The 17,006-nt window shown below is 73.9% G+C and carries 13 protein-coding genes; 4 read left to right on the forward strand and 9 right to left on the reverse strand.

The annotated features are described in order from the left end of the window. Positions 1 to 123 precede the first annotated feature (123 nt). Positions 124 to 3,102 carry a carbohydrate binding domain-containing protein gene (locus ABTY59_RS29660; RefSeq protein ID WP_352022133.1) on the reverse strand — a complete coding sequence of 993 codons (2,979 nt, stop codon included), beginning with the start codon at positions 3,100 to 3,102 and terminating at the stop codon, positions 124 to 126. A 211-nt stretch (positions 3,103 to 3,313) separates the two neighbouring features. On the opposite strand from ABTY59_RS29660, the gene ABTY59_RS29665 reads away from it, so the two are divergent. Next, on the forward strand, positions 3,314 to 3,682 hold the full coding sequence (locus tag ABTY59_RS29665) for a YrdB family protein (protein WP_352022134.1): 369 nt from the start codon (positions 3,314 to 3,316) through the stop codon (positions 3,680 to 3,682). 6 nt (positions 3,683 to 3,688) lie between these two features. Here ABTY59_RS29665 and ABTY59_RS29670 read toward each other — a convergent pair whose 3' ends face one another. Then, positions 3,689 to 4,144, reverse strand: a complete 456-nt coding sequence (locus ABTY59_RS29670; protein WP_352022135.1) for a MarR family winged helix-turn-helix transcriptional regulator — start codon at positions 4,142 to 4,144, stop codon at positions 3,689 to 3,691. A 107-nt stretch (positions 4,145 to 4,251) separates the two neighbouring features. Here ABTY59_RS29670 and ABTY59_RS29675 point away from each other — a divergent pair, with 107 nt between their 5' ends. Beyond that, the gene (locus ABTY59_RS29675) at positions 4,252 to 5,721 is read left to right on the forward strand and encodes an MFS transporter (protein ID WP_352022136.1); all 1,470 of its coding nucleotides are present in this window, start codon (positions 4,252 to 4,254) and stop codon (positions 5,719 to 5,721) included. A gap of 358 nt (positions 5,722 to 6,079) precedes the next feature. On the opposite strand, the gene ABTY59_RS29680 is transcribed toward ABTY59_RS29675, so the two are convergent. Next, positions 6,080 to 7,135 (reverse strand): Lrp/AsnC family transcriptional regulator, encoded by a 1,056-nt coding sequence (locus ABTY59_RS29680; protein WP_352022137.1) that lies wholly within the window; start codon positions 7,133 to 7,135, stop codon positions 6,080 to 6,082. A 240-nt stretch (positions 7,136 to 7,375) separates the two neighbouring features. Here ABTY59_RS29680 and ABTY59_RS29685 point away from each other — a divergent pair, with 240 nt between their 5' ends. Then, the gene (locus tag ABTY59_RS29685) at positions 7,376 to 8,821 is read left to right on the forward strand and encodes an MFS transporter (RefSeq protein ID WP_352022138.1); all 1,446 of its coding nucleotides are present in this window, start codon (positions 7,376 to 7,378) and stop codon (positions 8,819 to 8,821) included. Further along, a complete protein-coding gene (locus ABTY59_RS29690) occupies positions 8,818 to 10,002 on the forward strand; it encodes a M20 family metallopeptidase (RefSeq protein ID WP_352022139.1) in 1,185 nt (394 codons plus the stop codon). Before ABTY59_RS29685 ends, ABTY59_RS29690 begins: the two co-directional genes overlap by 4 nt. Before the next feature lie 94 nt (positions 10,003 to 10,096). On the opposite strand, the gene ABTY59_RS29695 is transcribed toward ABTY59_RS29690, so the two are convergent. The 6 genes from ABTY59_RS29695 to ABTY59_RS29720 all read right to left on the reverse strand — a co-directional run bounded on the left by ABTY59_RS29695 (position 10,097) and on the right by ABTY59_RS29720 (position 17,004). Next, positions 10,097 to 10,909, reverse strand: a complete 813-nt coding sequence (locus tag ABTY59_RS29695; protein ID WP_352022140.1) for a VOC family protein — start codon at positions 10,907 to 10,909, stop codon at positions 10,097 to 10,099. Positions 10,910 to 10,990: 81 nt separating this feature from the next. Next, positions 10,991 to 13,708 (reverse strand): fumarate reductase/succinate dehydrogenase flavoprotein subunit, encoded by a 2,718-nt coding sequence (locus ABTY59_RS29700; protein WP_352022186.1) that lies wholly within the window; start codon positions 13,706 to 13,708, stop codon positions 10,991 to 10,993. 41 nt (positions 13,709 to 13,749) lie between these two features. Then, positions 13,750 to 14,508, reverse strand: a complete 759-nt coding sequence (locus ABTY59_RS29705; protein ID WP_352022141.1) for an ABC transporter ATP-binding protein — start codon at positions 14,506 to 14,508, stop codon at positions 13,750 to 13,752. Then, positions 14,505 to 15,422 carry an ABC transporter permease gene (locus ABTY59_RS29710; RefSeq protein ID WP_352022142.1) on the reverse strand — a complete coding sequence of 306 codons (918 nt, stop codon included), beginning with the start codon at positions 15,420 to 15,422 and terminating at the stop codon, positions 14,505 to 14,507. Before ABTY59_RS29710 ends, ABTY59_RS29705 begins: the two co-directional genes overlap by 4 nt. Then, positions 15,419 to 16,762 (reverse strand): ABC transporter substrate-binding protein, encoded by a 1,344-nt coding sequence (locus ABTY59_RS29715; RefSeq protein ID WP_352022143.1) that lies wholly within the window; start codon positions 16,760 to 16,762, stop codon positions 15,419 to 15,421. Before ABTY59_RS29715 ends, ABTY59_RS29710 begins: the two co-directional genes overlap by 4 nt. A 14-nt stretch (positions 16,763 to 16,776) precedes the next feature. After that, on the reverse strand, positions 16,777 to 17,004 hold the full coding sequence (locus tag ABTY59_RS29720; protein ID WP_041132702.1) for a 4Fe-4S dicluster domain-containing protein: 228 nt from the start codon (positions 17,002 to 17,004) through the stop codon (positions 16,777 to 16,779). Between the last annotated feature and the right edge of the window lie 2 nt (positions 17,005 to 17,006).

A 17,006-nucleotide genomic window follows, 5' to 3' on the forward strand; every position in this document is an offset into this window, starting at 1 on the left:
CAGACGGACGGTGCGGAAGGAAGTCTTCTGTCCGACAAGCCCGTTCACGTAACAAAATCTTGACTTGAACATGGCGACGAGGGGGTGGTTTTCGTCCCTCCGCCCCCTCGCCGGTCCCTGCCGCTACTTGAGGTACGGGCCGGCCGTGCCGATCCGGCCGGGGCCGTTCAGCACGTACACCCGCAGGTTGCCCCTGCCGGGTGCGGCGACCGTGAGCCTGCCGTCGGTCACGGCGCGGACGTCGCCGGTGACGGCGTCCGTGTACGTGCCGTTCGGGACGCCGGTGAACGTGGCGCCGCCCGAGACGGTGACGAGGGCGAAGCTGTCCGTCGAGCCGCTGGTGTAACGGCGCTTGAACGCCATGCCGCCCGATACGCCCTCGGTGGAGTACTGGCCCGTCTGGAGCGCCGGGATCGCCCGCCGGATCAGGTTCAGCCGCTGGACGTGCTTGACCAGGGGCTGTTCGAGCGTGGTGGCGACCGGGCCGCTCGCCGAGGAGACCTGGGAGAAACCGGAGGCCGTGACGGAGCCGGCGACGTGCTCGCCGAAGTAGGCGCGGCCGGTGGTCGCGAGCGGGCAGGTCGGCCCGCAGTCGATCTTCCTGCCCTTCTGGAACTCGATCTCGGAGCCGTAGTACAGCGTCGGGATGCCGCGGAAGGTCCACATCAGGGACATGTTCTCGGCCCAGGCGTCGGTGCCGCCCGCGTACCGCTCGCTCGACTTGTTCGGGCCGTAGTCGTGGCTGTCGACGTAGACGACGTTGTAGGTGGCGTCGTTGTAACTGTCGTCGGAGTCCTTGCCGTTGGAGAAGGCGTTCTGCGCGTCACCGAAGTTCATGTGCATGCGCATGTCGATGACGTTCATGCCCGAGAAGCGGCTGTGGTCGGGGGTGTGGTAGCTGTTCCCGACGAGGAAGGCGTTGGCGGAGGTGGGCTGGTTGCCGGTGCCCTGCTGCTGCTCGTAGTCGTACATCTCCAGCGCGGCCCTGGCGTCGTCGGCGTCGTACTCCTTGCGCTCCTTCCAGGTGTAGAACTGCGCGGAGTGGTTGACCGAGCCCCGGTTCCACTTGTCGTTGACGAACGCGGCGACCTCGCCGAAGACGAAGAAGTTCTTCGCGGCCTCGGCGCCGTGGCGCTGGGCGACCCGCTCCTGGATGGCGGGCAGGAAGCGGCGGTTCCAGGTGGTGCGCGGGATGTGCACGGCCGTGTCGACGCGGAATCCGTCGACGCCCATGTCGATGTACTTGGCGTAGGCGCCGATCAGGTAGTTCTGGACGGCCGGGTTCTCGGTGTTCAGGTCCGCCAGGTCCTCGTGCAGCCAGCAGGAGCGCGAGTCCTCGCCCTCCCAGTTGCCGATCCAGCACTGGTGGTAGAGGTCCTTCGGGAACATCCCCGACGTGGGGCTCGGCCACTGGCAGTTGTACACCGTGTACCCCTCGGCGCTCTTCCCGCCGGTCGGCTTGCCCCAGTTCACACAGGTGTTGCCGGCGGGTTCGGCCGTCGACCAGAGGTCACCGTTGTAGTACGACCTGCCGGTCTTCGCGTCGACGGTCAGGCCGTCGTACTCGAAGCCGGGCTGCCTCTCGTCGTAGTACCAGCTCCACTGGCTGTCCCGCACGCCGTACACGGTCGGGACGAAGAGGCCCTTCGCGCCCCAGCGGGAGGAGTGGTTGTAGACGACGTCCTGGTAGATCTTCATGCCCTTGGCGTGCGCCGCGTCGATGAGGTCCTGGTAGGAGGCGCCGGCGGACTCCAGGCGCGGGTCGACCCGGTAGAAGTCCCAGCCGTGGTAGCCGTGGTAGTCGTAGTCCGAGCGGTTGAGGACCACGGGGGTGACCCAGATCGCCGAGAACCCGAGGCCCTTGACGTAGTCCAGCTTCTGGATGAGGCCCTTGAAGTCGCCCCGGAACATGGGGTCGTCGTTCGCGGCGTTGCCCGACTTCACGTGCTGGCTGCCGCCCCGGTTGTTGGACGGGTCGCCGTCGTTGAAGCGGGCGGTCAGGACGAAGTAGATCGGATCCTTGCGCGGGTCGGTGCCCAGCGGCTTCCCGGTCGCGGGCGTGGCGGGCGCGTCTCCGGTGGTGGCGGTCGCGGCGGCCGAGGCGGCGGAGACGTTCCCGGCGGCGTCCACGGCCCGCACCGTGTAGGTGTACGCGGTCCGTTCGGCCAGGCCGGTGTCGGAGTACACCGTCGATCCGACGTCGGTCACGACCGTGCCGCCGCTGCCGCCGGTCCGGGTGAGCTGGTACTTCGTCACGCCCCGGTCGTCGGTGGCGGGGTCCCAGGAGAGCAGGACGGAGACGCCGTCGGCGGAGGCCGTCAGCCGTGCCGGTGCGGTGGGGGCCTGGGTGTCGGGCGGGGTCGCGGCGCAGGGGTCGACGGCGTTCGGGGTCACCACCCGGTTCCGCACGGTGGAGACGCCCGTGCCGATCACGTAGTCGGAGCCGCCGTTGTTGTCCCAGGTGCCGTTGCCGTTGTTGAAGGCGGCCTTGAAGGAGGCGGCCGAGCCCAGTTCGATCTCCCGCTTCCACCAGCCGGCGCAGGCGGCCTGCATGCCGACGCCCGGGACGGCGGTCCAGGCGCCGCCCGCGGGCTGGTAGTGGAGGTTGGCGGTGGACCAGCCGAGCGCCTCGGTGGAGTAGTAGACCGTCGCCTTCGCGGCGGGCGTGGGCACGGTGTCCCCGCACGGGTCGGAGTGGGCGACGACCCCGTCCTTGACGGTGATGTTTCCGGAGCCCAGGGCGTAGTTCGCGCCGCCGTTGTTGTCCCAGGTGCCGTTCCCGTCGTTGAAGGTGGCCTGGAGTCCGGCGGCCGTGCCCAGGCTCACGGTCCTCTTCACCCAGTCCGTGCAGGCGGGCTCCATGGCGACGCCGGGGACGGTGGTCCAGGAGCCGCCGTCGGGGGCGTAATGCAGCTTGTAGGCGGGCCAGTTCTTCGTCTTCGTCCAGTAGAAGACCGTCGCGGTGGTGTCCGCGACGGCGGCGACCGGGGCGGTCGGGAGTGAGGGGGCGTCGGGTGGCGCGGCGGCCAGACCGAACAGACCGGCGGCCACGGTCAGGACGGCCACGGGGCGTCCGGGCCGGCGAAGGGGGATGCGGCTCATCTCGTGCTCCAGGCGGAGGCGCTTCCGTGCCGGGTCGGTGGGGCGAGGGGATTGACACCGATGGAAACGCGGTCGGAAAGTTTCTGAAACGTCTTGCGTCGGCCGGAAGTTACCCCTGTGGGGCCCGGAGGTAAAGACTTCTGACGGAAGGGGCGTGCGGCGCCTAGGCTCGGGCCGTCCGCATACCTGATCGACGTCGAGAGGCTGCCCGGTGAAGCTGCCCGCTCCGCTGTACGTGTGCAACGAGGGCCTGGCGTTCCTGCTCGAACTCGCCGCCCTGGCCGTCCTGGCGTGGTGGGGCTGGGAAGCCGCGGAGAACGTGGCGCTCCGACTGCTGTGCGCGGTGGCCGCGCCCGCCCTCGCGGCCGTCGTGTGGGGCCTGTTCGCCGCGCCCAGGGCGCGGTTCCGGGTGCCGCTCGGGGTCGTCCTGCTCGTGCAGGCCCTGGTGTTCGGCGCGGCGGCGGCCGCGCTCCTCGCCCTCGGCCGGCCGGTGTGGGCCACCGCCTTCGGCCTCGTCGCGCTCGTCAACACCGCCCTGGCGACGGCGGATCGGCGGGCGCGGGTGCCACGGGGTGTCTGAGGGAGGCTACGGGCGCGGCCAGGGGCGGCCTTCGAGGCGCTCGATGTCCCGGTTGAAGCGTTCGAGGTAGGCCGCGAAGCGGGACACGTCCTCCGGTGACCACTCCTCCAGCACCCGTTCGAGGCCCTGGACGTTCGAGGCCCGGTCGGCGTCGAGCCGTCGCTCGCCCTCCTCCGTGATGCGGAACTTGCGGGCGATGCCGCCGTCCGGGTCCGGGATGCGCTCGACGACTCCGGCGCGCAGCATCGCGGCGGTCTGCCGGTTGAGGGTCGACGCGTCGAGGCCGAAGGCCTCGCTGAGCTGCCCGATGGACATCGGCCCGTGCATCCGGATGCGGGTGAGGAGCACGTACGCGCTGCGGTCGAGCTGGCCGCCGGCCGCGCGGGCGCGGGGCCCGTACAGGTGGGCGTGGCGTCCGAGCAGCATGCTCTCGAACTCGACCAGGTGGGTGGGCTTGTCCATGGGGGCATTCTCTCCTGTCCCGCAAGCATGTGCATCCTGCACAGCTTGTGTATGCAGCAATAGATGTGCATCATGCACATACCGAAAGAACCTATGAGGGAGAACCCGTGGACGGCTCCAAGCCCGACGCCCGCCCCGGCGGCGTCGTCGGCGTCCTCGCCATGGCCGGCATCGTCGCCGCACTCATGCAGACCCTGGTGGTGCCGCTCATCGGCGACCTCCCGAAGCTGCTCGGCACCAGCGCCTCCGACGCGTCCTGGGTGATCACCGCCACCCTGCTCGCCGGAGCCGTCGCCACCCCCGTCGCCGGACGTCTCGGCGACACCCTCGGCAAGCGGCGCGTCCTGCTCGCCTCCGTGATCCCGCTCGTCGTCGGCTCCGTCGTCTGCGCGCTCGCCTCCTCCGTCGTCCCGATGATCGTCGGACGCGGACTCCAGGGCCTCGGCATGGGCGTCGTGCCGCTCGGCATCAGCCTGCTCCGCGACATCCTGCCGCCGGAGCGGCTCGGCGGCTCCATCGCCCTGATGAGCGCCTCCATGGGCGTCGGCGGCGCCCTCGGCCTGCCCTTCTCCGCCGCCGTCGCCGAGAACGCCAGCTGGCGCGTGCTCTTCTGGGTCGCCGCCGGCCTCAGCCTCCTGGTCGGCGCCCTGGTCTGGCGCGTCGTCCCCGACGGGCGGCGGGCCGCCGCCCCCGGCCGCTTCGACGTGCCGGGCGCGCTCGGCCTCGGCGTCGGGCTCGTCGCCCTCCTGCTCGCCGTGTCCAAGGGCGCGACCTGGGGCTGGGGCAGCGGCACCACCCTCGGCCTCTTCGCCGTCGCGGCCGTCGTACTGCTTGCCTGGGGCGCCTGGGAACTGCGCACCCCCGAGCCGCTCGTCGACCTGCGGGTGACCGCACGCCCGGTCGTCCTCATGACCAACGCGGCCTCGGTCCTGGTCGGCTTCGCCATGTACGCGCAGTCCCTGGTCGTCCCCCAGCTGTTCCAGCTGCCCGAGGCCACCGGGTACGGCCTCGGCCAGTCGATGATGGCCATGGGCCTCTGGATGGCCCCGGCGGGCCTGATGATGATGATCCTGGCGCCGCTCGGCGCCAAGCTCTCCGCCGCCCGCGGCCCCAAGGTCACGCTCTCCGTCGGCGCGCTCGTCATCTCCGCCGGATACGGCTCCTCCCTCGCCCTGATGGGCTCCACCTGGGGGCTGCTCACCGTGACCCTCATCTGCAACACGGGTGTCGGCCTCGCCTACGGCGCCATGCCGGCCCTCATCATGGGCGCGGTCCCGCAGGAGGAGACCGCCTCCGCCAACAGCTTCAACACCCTGATGCGGTCCATCGGCACCTCCGTGTCGGCCGCCGTCATCGGCGTCGTCCTCGCCCAGCTGACCACCACGCTCGGCGGCCACGCGCTGCCCTCCGAGGACGGCTTCCGCGTCGCGATGCTCATCGGCTGCGGCGTCGGCCTCGTGGCCTCGGTGGTCGCCGCGCTGATCCCCGCGAAGGCCGCGGCACCGGCCGCCGGGGACGACCGGGACGCCGAGCCCGGCACCGGCCCGCGCCCGGCCCCACGGGCCACGGCCGCCTGACGGCGGCGAGGACCGGGTCGCGCCGCCGGGGAGCACGTGGGGACGGCCCGCGGCGGCGCCACCCGTCCGGGGGCGGACCGCAGAGGCGCCCACCGGACCAGGAGGCCCCGCCGGTCGCCCACGGGTGACCGGCGGGGCCGCACGGCGCCCGGCGTACGGAACCGGTCCCGTGCGACCGTCCCTCAGGCCTTGGCGTCCCTCAGGCCTTGGCGTCCCTCAGGCCTCGGCGGCCCTCAGGCCTCGGCTGCCCCTCAGGCCTTGGCGGGCGCTCAGACCTCGGCGGTTGCTCAGGCCTCGGCTGCCCCTCAGGCCTTGGCGGGCGCTCAGACCTCGGCTGCCCCTCAGGCCTCGGCCACCCTCAGGCCTCCGTCGTCGTGAAGCCCGCCCTCTTGTACGTACGCATCAGCAGCGCCGTCTCCGTCGACGTCACGCCCTCCAGGCGGGCGAAGACCCGGGTCGTGAAGTCCTGGACGTCGCGGGTGTCCCGGTGGCTGGAGTACCCCAGCAGGCTCGTTCCTCCGCTCGTGACCACCAGGTGCCGCAGCGCGGGTTCCCGCGCGAGCAGCCGGATCGCCGCGTCGAGCTCCCGGTGCGGCACCGCCAGCCGGAACCGCGCCTCCACCGGGTAGCCCAGGACCGCCGGATCGGCGTGCAGCCGCAGGTGCAGCACGTGCGAGGCCGTCAGCCGGGCCAGGCGCCGCCGGGCCGTCGTCTCGCCGACGCTCAGCTCCCGTGCGAGACGGGTCGTCGACATCCGGGCGTCGCGCCGGAGCAGCTCGACGAGCCGCCGGTCGAGCTCGTCCACCACCGGCGGCTCCGGCAGGGCGGTGCCCTCGATGGCGTGCCGCCGCACGTCCGTGGGCTCGTCGTCGTACGGCGCCCAGTCGCTGGCCGTGAGCAGCAGCCGGAGCACCACCGCCGAGTGGATGTCCACGACCCCGTCGAGCCGTCCGATCACCGTGTCGACCAGGGTGAGCAGCTCGTCGTGACCGGCCGCCTGGAGCTCGACGAACACGTCGAGGGCTCCCGTGGCGACCTCCACGGACCGCGTCTCGTCCAGCGCGGCGAGCGTCAGCGCCACCTCGTGGACGCGCCCGGGCGCGCACCGTACGGCGATCTCCGCCGTCACCCCCTCGTGCTGGTACTCGGGGATCAGCGCCGCGACGAACGCGACCCGGCCGTCGGCGGTCATCCGCTCCAGGCGTCGGGCGACGGTCCGCTCGTGCGCCCCGACGGCCGCGGCGACCTCCGCGAAGGGGGCGCGGGGGTCGCGGTGCAGGACCTTGAGGATCCCGTGGTCCAGCGCGTCCAGGCCGCCGCCGGGCCCGGAACCGCCGACGGCCCCGCCCCGGGGACCGGGGCCCGTCGCGGCCGCGCCGCCGTCTCCGTACCGCTCGCCACGCTCCGTGGTCATCCCGTCCCGTCTCCTCCCGCGCGGGGACCCGCCCGAAGACGCCCTGCGGGACCTCCTGGTGCCCGAATCCGCCGCAGGCCCCCCACCCGCTGCCGCAATCGGCCGTCTTCACAGGCAAGTCTTGCCCGAAGTGCCGTTCGCTCGCCACATTGTGGTGCATCTTCCGCCCCCGTTCCCCACCCGTCGGGCGGCCCCCTTCCTTGATCGAGCCCCCACGGCCCTCCCGAAGAGGTAGTACGTATGACGGACGTCGGTACCCGCACCGCCCCCGGCCGGAGAAGAGCCGTACGGCCCGTCCCCGCCGGCGCGGTCATCGCCTCGGTCGCGCTCGTCGAGCTCTCCAGCGGCATCACCCAGGGCTTCCTCTCCCCGCTGCTCAAGGGCCTCACCGACACCCTGAAGGTCACCGCCGCCGACCTGAACTGGATCAGCATCGCGAACCTGCTGGCCAGCGTCGCCTTCACGCCGGTCCTCGCCCGCATGGGCGACCTCCACGGCCACCGCCGCCTGCTGCGCTGGAACCTCGCGATCGTCATCGCCGGCTCCGTGCTCGTCGGGCTGAGCCGCTCCTTCCCGGTGCTGCTCGCCGGACAGATCCTCCAGGGCGCCATCGCCGGCTTCTTCCCGCTGCTCGTCGGCATCCTCCGCAACCGCCCCGACGGCGGCGACGCGGAGAGCCGCCGCGGCATCAGCCGCATGGTCGCCGCGCTGATCGGCGGCCTCACCGTCGGCCTCCTGTCGAGCGGCTTCATCGCCGCGAGCGTCGACAGCCCCACCGCCGCCCTCTGGGTGCCCGCCATCGGCGCGAGCATCGCGCTGGCCGTGACCTGGCCCCTGCTCCCCGAGTCCGAGGACCGGCCGGGAGGCTCCGTCGACTGGGCGGGGGCGGTGCTGCTCTGCGTCGGTCTCGTCGCCCTGATGCTCGCCCTCGGTCTCGGCGGCACCCCCGGCTGGGAGTGGGGCTCCGCTCGGACCCTCGCGACGCTGGTCGGCGGCGTGCTCGTCACCGCCCTGTGGGTGCTGGTGGAACTCCGTACCGCCGAGCCCATGATCGACGTCCGGATGTTCGCCCGGCGCAACGTGGTCGTGGTCTCCGTCGTGACGCTCTCCTTCAGCTTCTGCATGCTCGGACTCCAGGTCGCCCACCCGGTCTTCCTCGGCACGAGCCCCGACGAGACCGGGTACGGCTTCGGCTACGGCCCCGCCGTCATCGGCCTCGGCATGCTCCCCAACCTCCTCGCGATGGCCCTCGGCGCGCTCGCCGCGCCCGCCGTCGCCGCCCGCATCACCGACCGGCTCACGCTCGTCACCGGCTCCGCCCTCATGGCCGTCGGATACGGCGTCGTCCTCGCCGTGCACTCCTCCGCGCCGGTCTTCCTCCTCGGCACGGCGCTCGCCGGACTCGGCAACGGCTTCCTCCAGCACTCCACGCGCACCCTCGCCGTCGAATCCGTCCCCCACGACCGCACGTCCGTCGGCTCCGGCATCAACGAGCTGATCATCAACGTCGGCGGCTCGCTCGGCGCCGCCGCGGTCCTCACGGTCTTCGCCGGTCGCACCCCCGCCGGCCACACCCTGCCGGACCTCGGCGCCTACACCACCTCCTGGGTGCTGTGCGCCGTGATCTCCGTCGCCGGCGGCGTCGCCTCCCTCCTCTACCGCACCCCGTCCAAGGACCTCCGATGACGACGACCACCACGGCCCGCGAGCACGGCCGGGCCACCCTGACCCGCCACCAGGACGCGGTCATCGGCCTCAGCCACGCCCTGCACGCCGATCCCGAACTCGCCTACGAGGAGCACCGCGCGGCCCGCCGGATCACCGACCTCGTGGAGCGCGCCGGCTTCGACGTGACCCGCGAGGCGTACGGACTGCCGACGGCCTTCCGGGCCACCGCCGGCAGCGGCGACCTGGTCGTCGCGATCTGCGCCGAGTACGACGCCCTCCCCGGGATCGGCCACGCCTGCGGCCACAACGTCAACGGCTCGGCCTCCGTGGCCGCCGCCCTCGCCCTCGCGCCGCTCGCCGACGAACTCGGCCTCACCGTCGCGCTCCTCGGCACCCCCGCCGAGGAGTCGGGCGGCGGCAAGGTCGACATGCTCCGCGCGGGCGCCTTCGACGACGTGGCGACCGCCATGATGGTGCACGCCGCGCCGCAGGACGCCGTGGGGCTGTCCACCCTCGCCATCAGCAGCCTGTCCGTCGCCTACACCGGGGTCCCGGCGCACGCCGCCGCGATGCCGCACCGCGGGGTGAACGCCGCCGACGCGATGATGATCGCCCAGGTCGCGATCGCCGCCCACCGTCAGCAGATGGTCCCCGGCGCCGTCGTCTCCGGCGTCGTCACCTCGGCCGGCGACGCGGCGAACGTCATCCCCGGCCGCGCCACCGCGACCTACGACGTCCGCGCCGGCACCAGCGAGCAGCTCGCCGAACTCCAGGGACGGGTGCGCGCCTGCTTCGAGGCCGGCGCCCTCGCCACCGGCGCCGAACTCCTCCTGGAGACCGTCGGCAACGACTACGCCGACCTGCGCCAGGACCTCGCGATGGGCCGGAGCTACCAGGCCGCCGCCGAGGCCCTCGGCCGCACCGTCCTGCCCAACGACCCCGGCCTGCGCGGCGGTTCGACCGACATGGGCAACGTCTCGCACCTCGTCCCGACGATCCACCCCTCCATCGGGTACGACTGCGGCGACACGATCATGCACCACCCGGACTTCACCCGGTACGGCACCACGGCCGCCGCCGACCGCGCCGTCCTCGACGGCGGGCTCGCCATGGCGTGGACCGCCATCGACCTGGCGACCGACCCGGCCCAGCGCGAGCGCCTCCTCGCCGGCGTCGCCGCCCGCGCCGCCGCGCACTGACGGCCGCCCGGACGTGCTTCAGGCCGCCGCGCCCCACCGGGGCCGGCGGCCGTGGCCACGGCTCGTGCCGCGTCCCGTCCCGCACGGGGCCGGGTCAGCCCGCGGCCTCCGCCTCCACGGTGAACAGCGCCCCGTCCGGGTCGAGGACCACCACCCGCCGCTCGTCGTCGCCGCCCGGCGGCCGCACCCCGGCCCACTCGCCGCCCGGCACCACCGAACCGCCGTGCGCCACGACCGCCGCCCGCGCCGCCTCCAGATCCCGCACCCGGAAGCGGACCAGCCAGCGGGGCCGCAACTGCGGGCTCGGCGAGCCGGACTCGACCGGACCGCTGTTCAGGCGGGCGACGGCCTCGCCGTCCCGCCGCAGCACCACCCGTTCGTGCTCGTACGACACCTCGCTGGCGCCCGGACTCCCGTCCGCCCAGCCGAGCACCCCGCCGTAGAACACCGCCGCGGCGAACGCGTCGCGGCTGTGCAGCTCCACCCAGGCCGGCGCCTGCCGTTCACCGACGTGCCACCGCGAGACGAGCCGCCCCTCCCAGACTCCGAACACCGCGCCCTCCAGGTCCGTCGCGAACGCCGCGCGGCCATGGGGCGAGAACGCCATGGGGCCCACGCCGACCGTCCCGCCGCGCTCCCGGATCCGCGCCACCGCCGTGTCGGCGTCGTCGACGCCGAAGAACACCGTCCAGGCCACCGGCGCCGCGGGCTCGGACGCCACCGTCGAGATCCCCGCCACCGGCACCCCGTCCCGCTCACCCACCACGTACGCGTCGCCCAGATCACCCGGCCGGAACGTCCAGCCGAGCACCGCCCGGTAGAAGCGCTCCGTCGCCTCCAGGTCGCGCGCGGACAGATTCAGCCAGCACGGTGCGCCTCCCGCGTCCCCGGTCGTCGGCCCCGACACCGGCACCACCTCCTCGTCGTCTGAGTCCGTGCGCCCCTTCCCCGCGCCGACGACCACCACACCCCGGGTACGCCGAACGGCTCAGCGGGCCGCGCGGGCGGCGTAGACGCGGACGTCGGCGTCCGGGTCGTCACAAGCCCCGGCGAGCGCGGCGCGCGCCGCCGGCTCCGCCCGGTGCGCCAGGAGCGACAGGACGGCGGCCTTGCGCACGTCCGCGTTCCCGTCGGCGAGCGCCCCCGCCAGCGCCGGGACCGCCAGGTCCGGCGGCGCGGCCCGGAGCGCGGTCGCCGCCCCGGACCGCACCTGCCAGGCACCGTCGGCGAGGGCCGCCCCCGCCCCCGCCGCGTACGCAGGCGGGCAGCCGGTGCCCGCCAGCGCGGCCAGGGCCGCGCCCCGCACCAGCGGGTCGGGGTCGTCGAGCAGCGGCCCCAGCGGCTCCGGCGCGGGGGTCCGTACGGCCGCGAGGCCCCGGGCCACCGCGACCCGGACCTCACGCGCCGGGTCGGCGGCCCCGCGCGCGAGGTCCGCCACCGCGTCCACCGACACCAGGGCCCGCACGGCCTGGACGCGCACCTCCACCGCCGTGTCGGCGAGCGCGCCCGCGAACAGCGGGGCGTCCCCGAGCCGCAGGGCCCGCAGGACGTCGAGCGCGGCGGCCCGCACCGCCGGATCGGCCACGCCGAGGGCCTCCCGGAGCCCCGTGCCGAGCGCCGGCTCGGCGGGCAGCACCTCGACCAGCTCCCGCAGCGCGGCCGAGGCCGCGGCCCTGACCGGAGCCGCCGTGTCCCGCAGCCGGGCGGCGAGCACCGGACCGGTCCCGGCCGGCGCGGTCTCCCCGAGCGCGGTGACCGCGGCGGCCCGCACCGCCGGATCGGCGTCGGCCAGGTACGGGCCGAGGGCCTCCAGATCGGGGGAGTCCTCGACCAGCGCGAGCAGCCGGAGCAGCCGCGGGTTCGGTCCCGCCGCCGGCGCCCCGGGCGGCGCCCCCGCGGGGCCCGGGCGGGGGTCCCGGGCCGCGGGGACGGCGTCCCGCGCCCCGGCCGTGGCCACCGGCACCAGCTTCGCCTCGCCCAGGAGCCGCTCGGGCCCGCCGGGCGGCGAGAACTCCGGCACCGGGACGACGTACGGCTCGACGGGGCGCGCCGTGAACTCCATCGCCCCGGAAGGGGACTTGCGCAGGTCCAGATGGTGCAGCCAGTCCGTGTCGTCCCGCTCGGGATGGTCGAGCCGCTCGTGGTAGAGACCCCAGCGGGACTCCGTCCGGGCGAGCGAGGCCCGCGCCGCCATCTCGGCGCAGTCCCGGATGAACGACACCTCCGCGCAGCGCATCAGCTCGTGCGCCGTGCGCGCCCCCATCCCGGCGATCTCCGTCGTCATCCGGTCGAACGCCTCGACGGCCAGGGAGAGTTTCGCGCCGGTCTTCGGCGGCGCCACGTAGTCGTTGACGAACCGGCGCAGCTTGTACTCGACCTGCGGCTGCGGCGGCCCGTCGGGGTTCCGCAGCGGCCGGTAGACGAGCGCGTGCGCGGCCTCGATCTGAGCGCGGTCCAACTCGCCCTCGTAGGCCCGGTACCGGGAGGCGTCCTCGCCCGCCAGGTCTCCGAAGACGAACGCTCCGATCATGTAGTTGTGCGGTACGGAGGCCAGGTCGCCGGCCGCGTACAGCCGGGGCACGGTCGTGCGGGCGTGGTCGTCGACCCGAACCCCGGAGGCCGAATGGCCGCCGCACAGGCCGATCTCCGAGATGTGCATCTCGATGTCGTGGGTCCGGTAGTCGTGTCCCCGGTTCTCGTGGAAGGTCCCCCGGGTGGGCCGCTCCGTGGTGTGCAGGATCGACTCGACCGCGCCGATCGTCTCCTCGGGCAGATGGCTCAGCTTCAGGTACACCGGCCCCCGGTCCGAGGCCAGTTCGGCCGCGAACTCGGCCATCATCTGCCCCGACCAGTAGTCCGACTCGACGAACCGCTCGCCGTGCCGGTTCACCTGGTACCCCCCGAAGGGGTTGGCGACGTAGGCACAGGCCGGACCGTTGTAGTCCTTGATCAGGGGGTTGATCTGGAAGCACTCGATCCCGGTGAGCGCGGCGCCCGCGTGGTACGCCATGGCGTAGCCGTCGCCGGCGTTCGTCGGGTTCTCGTACGTCCCGTAGAGGTAGCCGGAGGCGGGCAGGCCGAGCCGCCCGCAGGGGCCGGTGGCCAGGATCACCGCCCCGGCGCGCACCACGACGAACTCCCCGGTGCGGGTGTGGAGACCGGCCGCGCCGACGGCCCGGCCGTCCTCCGGGTGGGTGAGCACCCGCACGGGCATGACCCGGTTCTCGATGCGGATCCGCTCCCGCATCTCGCGCCGCCGCAGCTGCCGGTAGAGGACCTTCTTCACGTCCTTGCCCTCGGGCATCGGCAGCACGTACGAGCCGGAGCGGTGCACCTGCCGGACGGCGTACTCCCCGTGCTCGTCCTTCTCGAACTTCACCCCGTACGACTCCAGGCGCCGGACCATCGCGAAGCCGCGGGTCGCCGTCTGCCGGACGGTCGACTGGTCGACCAGGCCGTCGTTCGCGCGGGTGATCTCGGCGACGTAGTCGTCGGGTTCGGCCCGGCCGGGCACCACCGCGTTGTTGACGCCGTCCATGCCCATGGCGAGGGCGCCGGAGTGGCGGACGTGCGCCTTCTCCAGGAGCAGGACGTCCGCCCCGCGCTCGGCGGCGGTCAGCGCCGCCATCGTGCCGGCGGTGCCGCCGCCGATGACGAGCACGTCGCAGGAGAGCTCGACGGCGTCGGCGAGGTCGGGGACGGTCAGGGGGGTGTCCGTATGCACGGGAGGGGCCTTTCGGGGAGCGGTCAGAGGGAGTCGAGGACGCGGCGGCGCAGCGCCTCCGTGGCCGGGGCGTGCCGGGCGTCCCGTGCGCGCGGACGCGGCACGTCCAGGACCTCGCCGGAGGCGAACAGGGCGACCCGGTCGCCCAGGTGGAGGGCCTCGTCGACGTCGTGCGTGACGAAGACGACGGTCGCGCCCGTGCCCCGCAGGATCTCCACGAGCAGGTCCTGCATCCCGGCGCGGGTCGTCGCGTCGAGCGCGCCGAACGGCTCGTCCATCAGGACCGCGCGGGGCCGTCCGGCGAGCGCGCGGGCCAGCTGCACGCGCTGCCGCTGCCCGCCGGACAGCCGGTGCGGCAGCTTGTGCGCGTGCCCGGCGAGCCCGACCCGCTCCAGCCACTCCTCGGCGGTGCGGCGGCGCTCGGCGCGCGGGACGCGGCGGATCGCGAGCGGCAGCTCCACGTTGGCGCGGACCGAACGCCAGGGCAGCAGGGCGTCGTGCTGGAAGACCAGCGCCCGGTCGGCGCCGGGCCGCAGGACCGGCTCCCCGTCCTGCGTGACCAGGCCCTCCAGCGGGGGCAGCAGCCCGGCGAGCGTCCGCAGCAGGGTCGTCTTGCCGCTGCCGGAGGGACCGACCACGGTCAGGAGTTCACCGGGCGCGATCCGCAGGGCGACGGGACCGGAGACGGCGGCGCCGTCGGGGTGCCCGAGCCGGACGCCGTGCAGGGCGAGTTCCGCGCCGGCCGGCACGGAGGAGGTGGCGGGCGGACCCACGGTGGTCATGTGACCGGCTCCTTGTCGGGTACGGGCAGGGCGAGGGGCGTACGGCCGGAGGCAGGGTCCGCGCGGACCACGGGGCCGCCCGCGGCGGTCGGTCCCGCCGGCTCCGTGGGGGCCGCAGGGCCGGGCGCTCCGCCGGCCTCCGCGGGGCGCGGCAGCCAGGCGGTGACCCGGCGCCCCAGCGCCTCGACCGCCGTGGCGGTGAGCCGGCCCAGGACGCCGATGGTGGCCATGCCGACGAAGACCCCCGGGTAGTCGACGACCGTGTAGTCCTGCCAGGTGCGGTACCCCACCCCGTACTCGCCGGAGATCATCTCCGCCGAGATCACACAGATCCAGGCGACACCGATGCCCACCGACAGACCGCCGAAGATCCCCGGCAGGGAGCCCGGCAGGACCACCGAGAACAGCACCCGGGCCCGGCCGCCGCCCATCGTGAGCACGGCCTCCTCCCACGCCGGGTCCAGCGCCCGCACCGCGTGCCGGGTCGACACGAGGACGGGGAAGAGGGCGGCGGCGCAAGTGATGAAGACGATGCCCTGCTCGTTCGTGGGCAGCAGCAGGATCGCGACCGGCACCAGCGCGATGGCGGGGATCGGCCGGACCACCTCCACCAGCGGCCCCAGGATGTCGGCGGCCCACCGCGACCGGGCCACGGCCGTTCCGGCGGCGACCCCGAGGACGGCGGCGAGGAGGAAGCCCAGCGCGATCCGCCGCAGGCTGTGGCCGAGGTCCTGCCAGTACGCCTCGGTGCCGATCCGCTCGCCGAGCGCGGAGGCCACCTCGACGACCGTCGGGAACTGCCCGAACCGCAGCCACAGGTTCACGTCCAGCGAGGTGAGCAGCTGCCAGGCGCCGAGCGCCACGAGCGGGGAGGCCACCCGGACCAGACGGCGGCGCACACCGAGGGCGCTCATGACGCGAGCCGCACGGCGTCCGCGTACGGCAGGATCCGGGAGCCGGCGTGCCCGGAGACGTACCGCTCCGCGCCCTCCCGCGTCACGAACGCGCGGAACTCCGAGCCGTCCAGGACCCACACCGCGCGGTCCGCGAACCAGAGCGTCCCGGTCACCGCGTCCGGCACGTACGCCGCCCTCACCGGGGCCCCCGCGACGGCCTTCAGGAGCGCCTTGGGGCTGTCGAAGGAGCGGGTCGACTCCTCGCCCCGCCGCCACAGCTCGGCCCTGGCGGCGGGCGCCTTCGGGTACGCGGCGCCCGGCACCGCCCGCCGCAGCGGAGCCGCGTCGACGAACGCGTCCACGTCCACGTCCTTCACCAGTCCGGCCTCCTCCAGGACCGGCACGTCCTCCTTGAGCGCGGCGACCAGCTCGGGGCGGAGCGCCGGGTCGAAGGTGGCGATGCCCTGCGCGCCGTTGTAGAGGTAGACCACCTCGGCCGGGAGGCCGGTCTCCTTCGCCACCGACTCGGCCGACGCCACCGGGCGGCTGCGCAGGGCGTCCGTCGCCCTCCGCTGCGCGCGCAGGAACGCGTCGAGGACCTCGGGCCGGTCCTTCGCGAACCGCTCGCGGACGGTGACTCCGTGGAAGGTCGGCAGGTTCAGTTCCGCCCCGTCGTACAGCGCCTCCGCCCGGCCCTGGAAGGCGAGCAGACCCGGCCAGGCGACGAACTGGGAGAGCGCGTCGGCGGTGCCCGCCGAGAGGGCCGAAGCGCCCACGCTCGGCTGCTGGTTGACCTTCCTGACGTCCTTCGCGGGATCGAGCCCGGCCCGCCGCAACGCCCGCACGAGCGTGCCGTCGGCGGCCGAGCCGACACTCGTGGACACCGTGCGGCCCTTGAGGTCCTTCAGCGTCCGAAGCTGTGAACCGGGCGCGGTGACCACGGTGTTGAGGCCGCCGCGCAGGTTGTAGCCGGTGACCGCCACGAGCCGCGTCGGCTGCCCCAGCTGCTTGCCGCGCGCCGCGTTGATCAGCAGCGGGAAGTCGCCCATCGAGCCGATGTCGATCTTCCCGGCGGTCATCTGGGCGGTGATCGGCGCGCCGGTCGCGTAGTCCTGCCAGACGACCTCGTAGTGAACGCCGGACGCCCTCCCGCTCTTCACGAGCTCGTCCTCGAAGTAGCCGAGGGAGCGCAGCAGGGTCCCGGCGGTGACGGTGTTGATGGTCTTCGACTGGTAGCCGACGGTCACCGTGACCGTCTTGCCGTCGGCCGCGCCGCCCGCCGCGTCGCCGCCGCAGGCGGTGGCGAGCGGCAGGAGCAGGGCGAGCGGGAGTGCCAGGGCGAGTCTTCTCGTCCGCATGGGGAGGGGGCCTTTCACCGGAGCAGATAGGGCATGTTGACGGTCACCGCGCCCGTGGGGCAGCGGGCTGCGCACGGGCCGCAGTACCAGCACTCGTCCACGTGCATGTAGGCCTTGCCGTCCTCCTCGCGGATCGCGAGCGAGTCGAGCGGACACATGTCGACGCACAGGGTGCAGCCGTCGATGCACTTCGACTCGTCGACGGTCACGGGCACGTCGCCGCGCTGGGGGACCACAGGCATGG

This window comes from Streptomyces sp. NPDC096079 (genome assembly GCF_040303145.1).
Taxonomy (GTDB): domain Bacteria; phylum Actinomycetota; class Actinomycetes; order Streptomycetales; family Streptomycetaceae; genus Streptomyces.

Excerpts from the sequence above, each read along its gene's own strand:
- ABTY59_RS29715 (WP_352022143.1), bottom strand. The coding sequence starts at position 16,762 with ATGCGGACGAGAAGACTCGCCCTGGCACTCCCGCTCGCCCTGCTCCTG.
- ABTY59_RS29720 (WP_041132702.1), bottom strand. The coding sequence starts at position 17,004 with ATGCCTGTGGTCCCCCAGCGCGGCGACGTGCCCGTGACCGTCGACGAG.
- ABTY59_RS29685 (WP_352022138.1), top strand. The coding sequence starts at position 7,376 with ATGACGGACGTCGGTACCCGCACCGCCCCCGGCCGGAGAAGAGCCGTA.
- ABTY59_RS29710 (WP_352022142.1), bottom strand. The coding sequence starts at position 15,422 with ATGAGCGCCCTCGGTGTGCGCCGCCGTCTGGTCCGGGTGGCCTCCCCG.
- ABTY59_RS29670 (WP_352022135.1), bottom strand. The coding sequence starts at position 4,144 with ATGGACAAGCCCACCCACCTGGTCGAGTTCGAGAGCATGCTGCTCGGA.
- ABTY59_RS29690 (WP_352022139.1), top strand. The coding sequence starts at position 8,818 with ATGACGACGACCACCACGGCCCGCGAGCACGGCCGGGCCACCCTGACC.
- ABTY59_RS29705 (WP_352022141.1), bottom strand. The coding sequence starts at position 14,508 with ATGACCACCGTGGGTCCGCCCGCCACCTCCTCCGTGCCGGCCGGCGCG.
- ABTY59_RS29680 (WP_352022137.1), bottom strand. The coding sequence starts at position 7,135 with ATGACCACGGAGCGTGGCGAGCGGTACGGAGACGGCGGCGCGGCCGCG.
- ABTY59_RS29660 (WP_352022133.1), bottom strand. The coding sequence starts at position 3,102 with ATGAGCCGCATCCCCCTTCGCCGGCCCGGACGCCCCGTGGCCGTCCTG.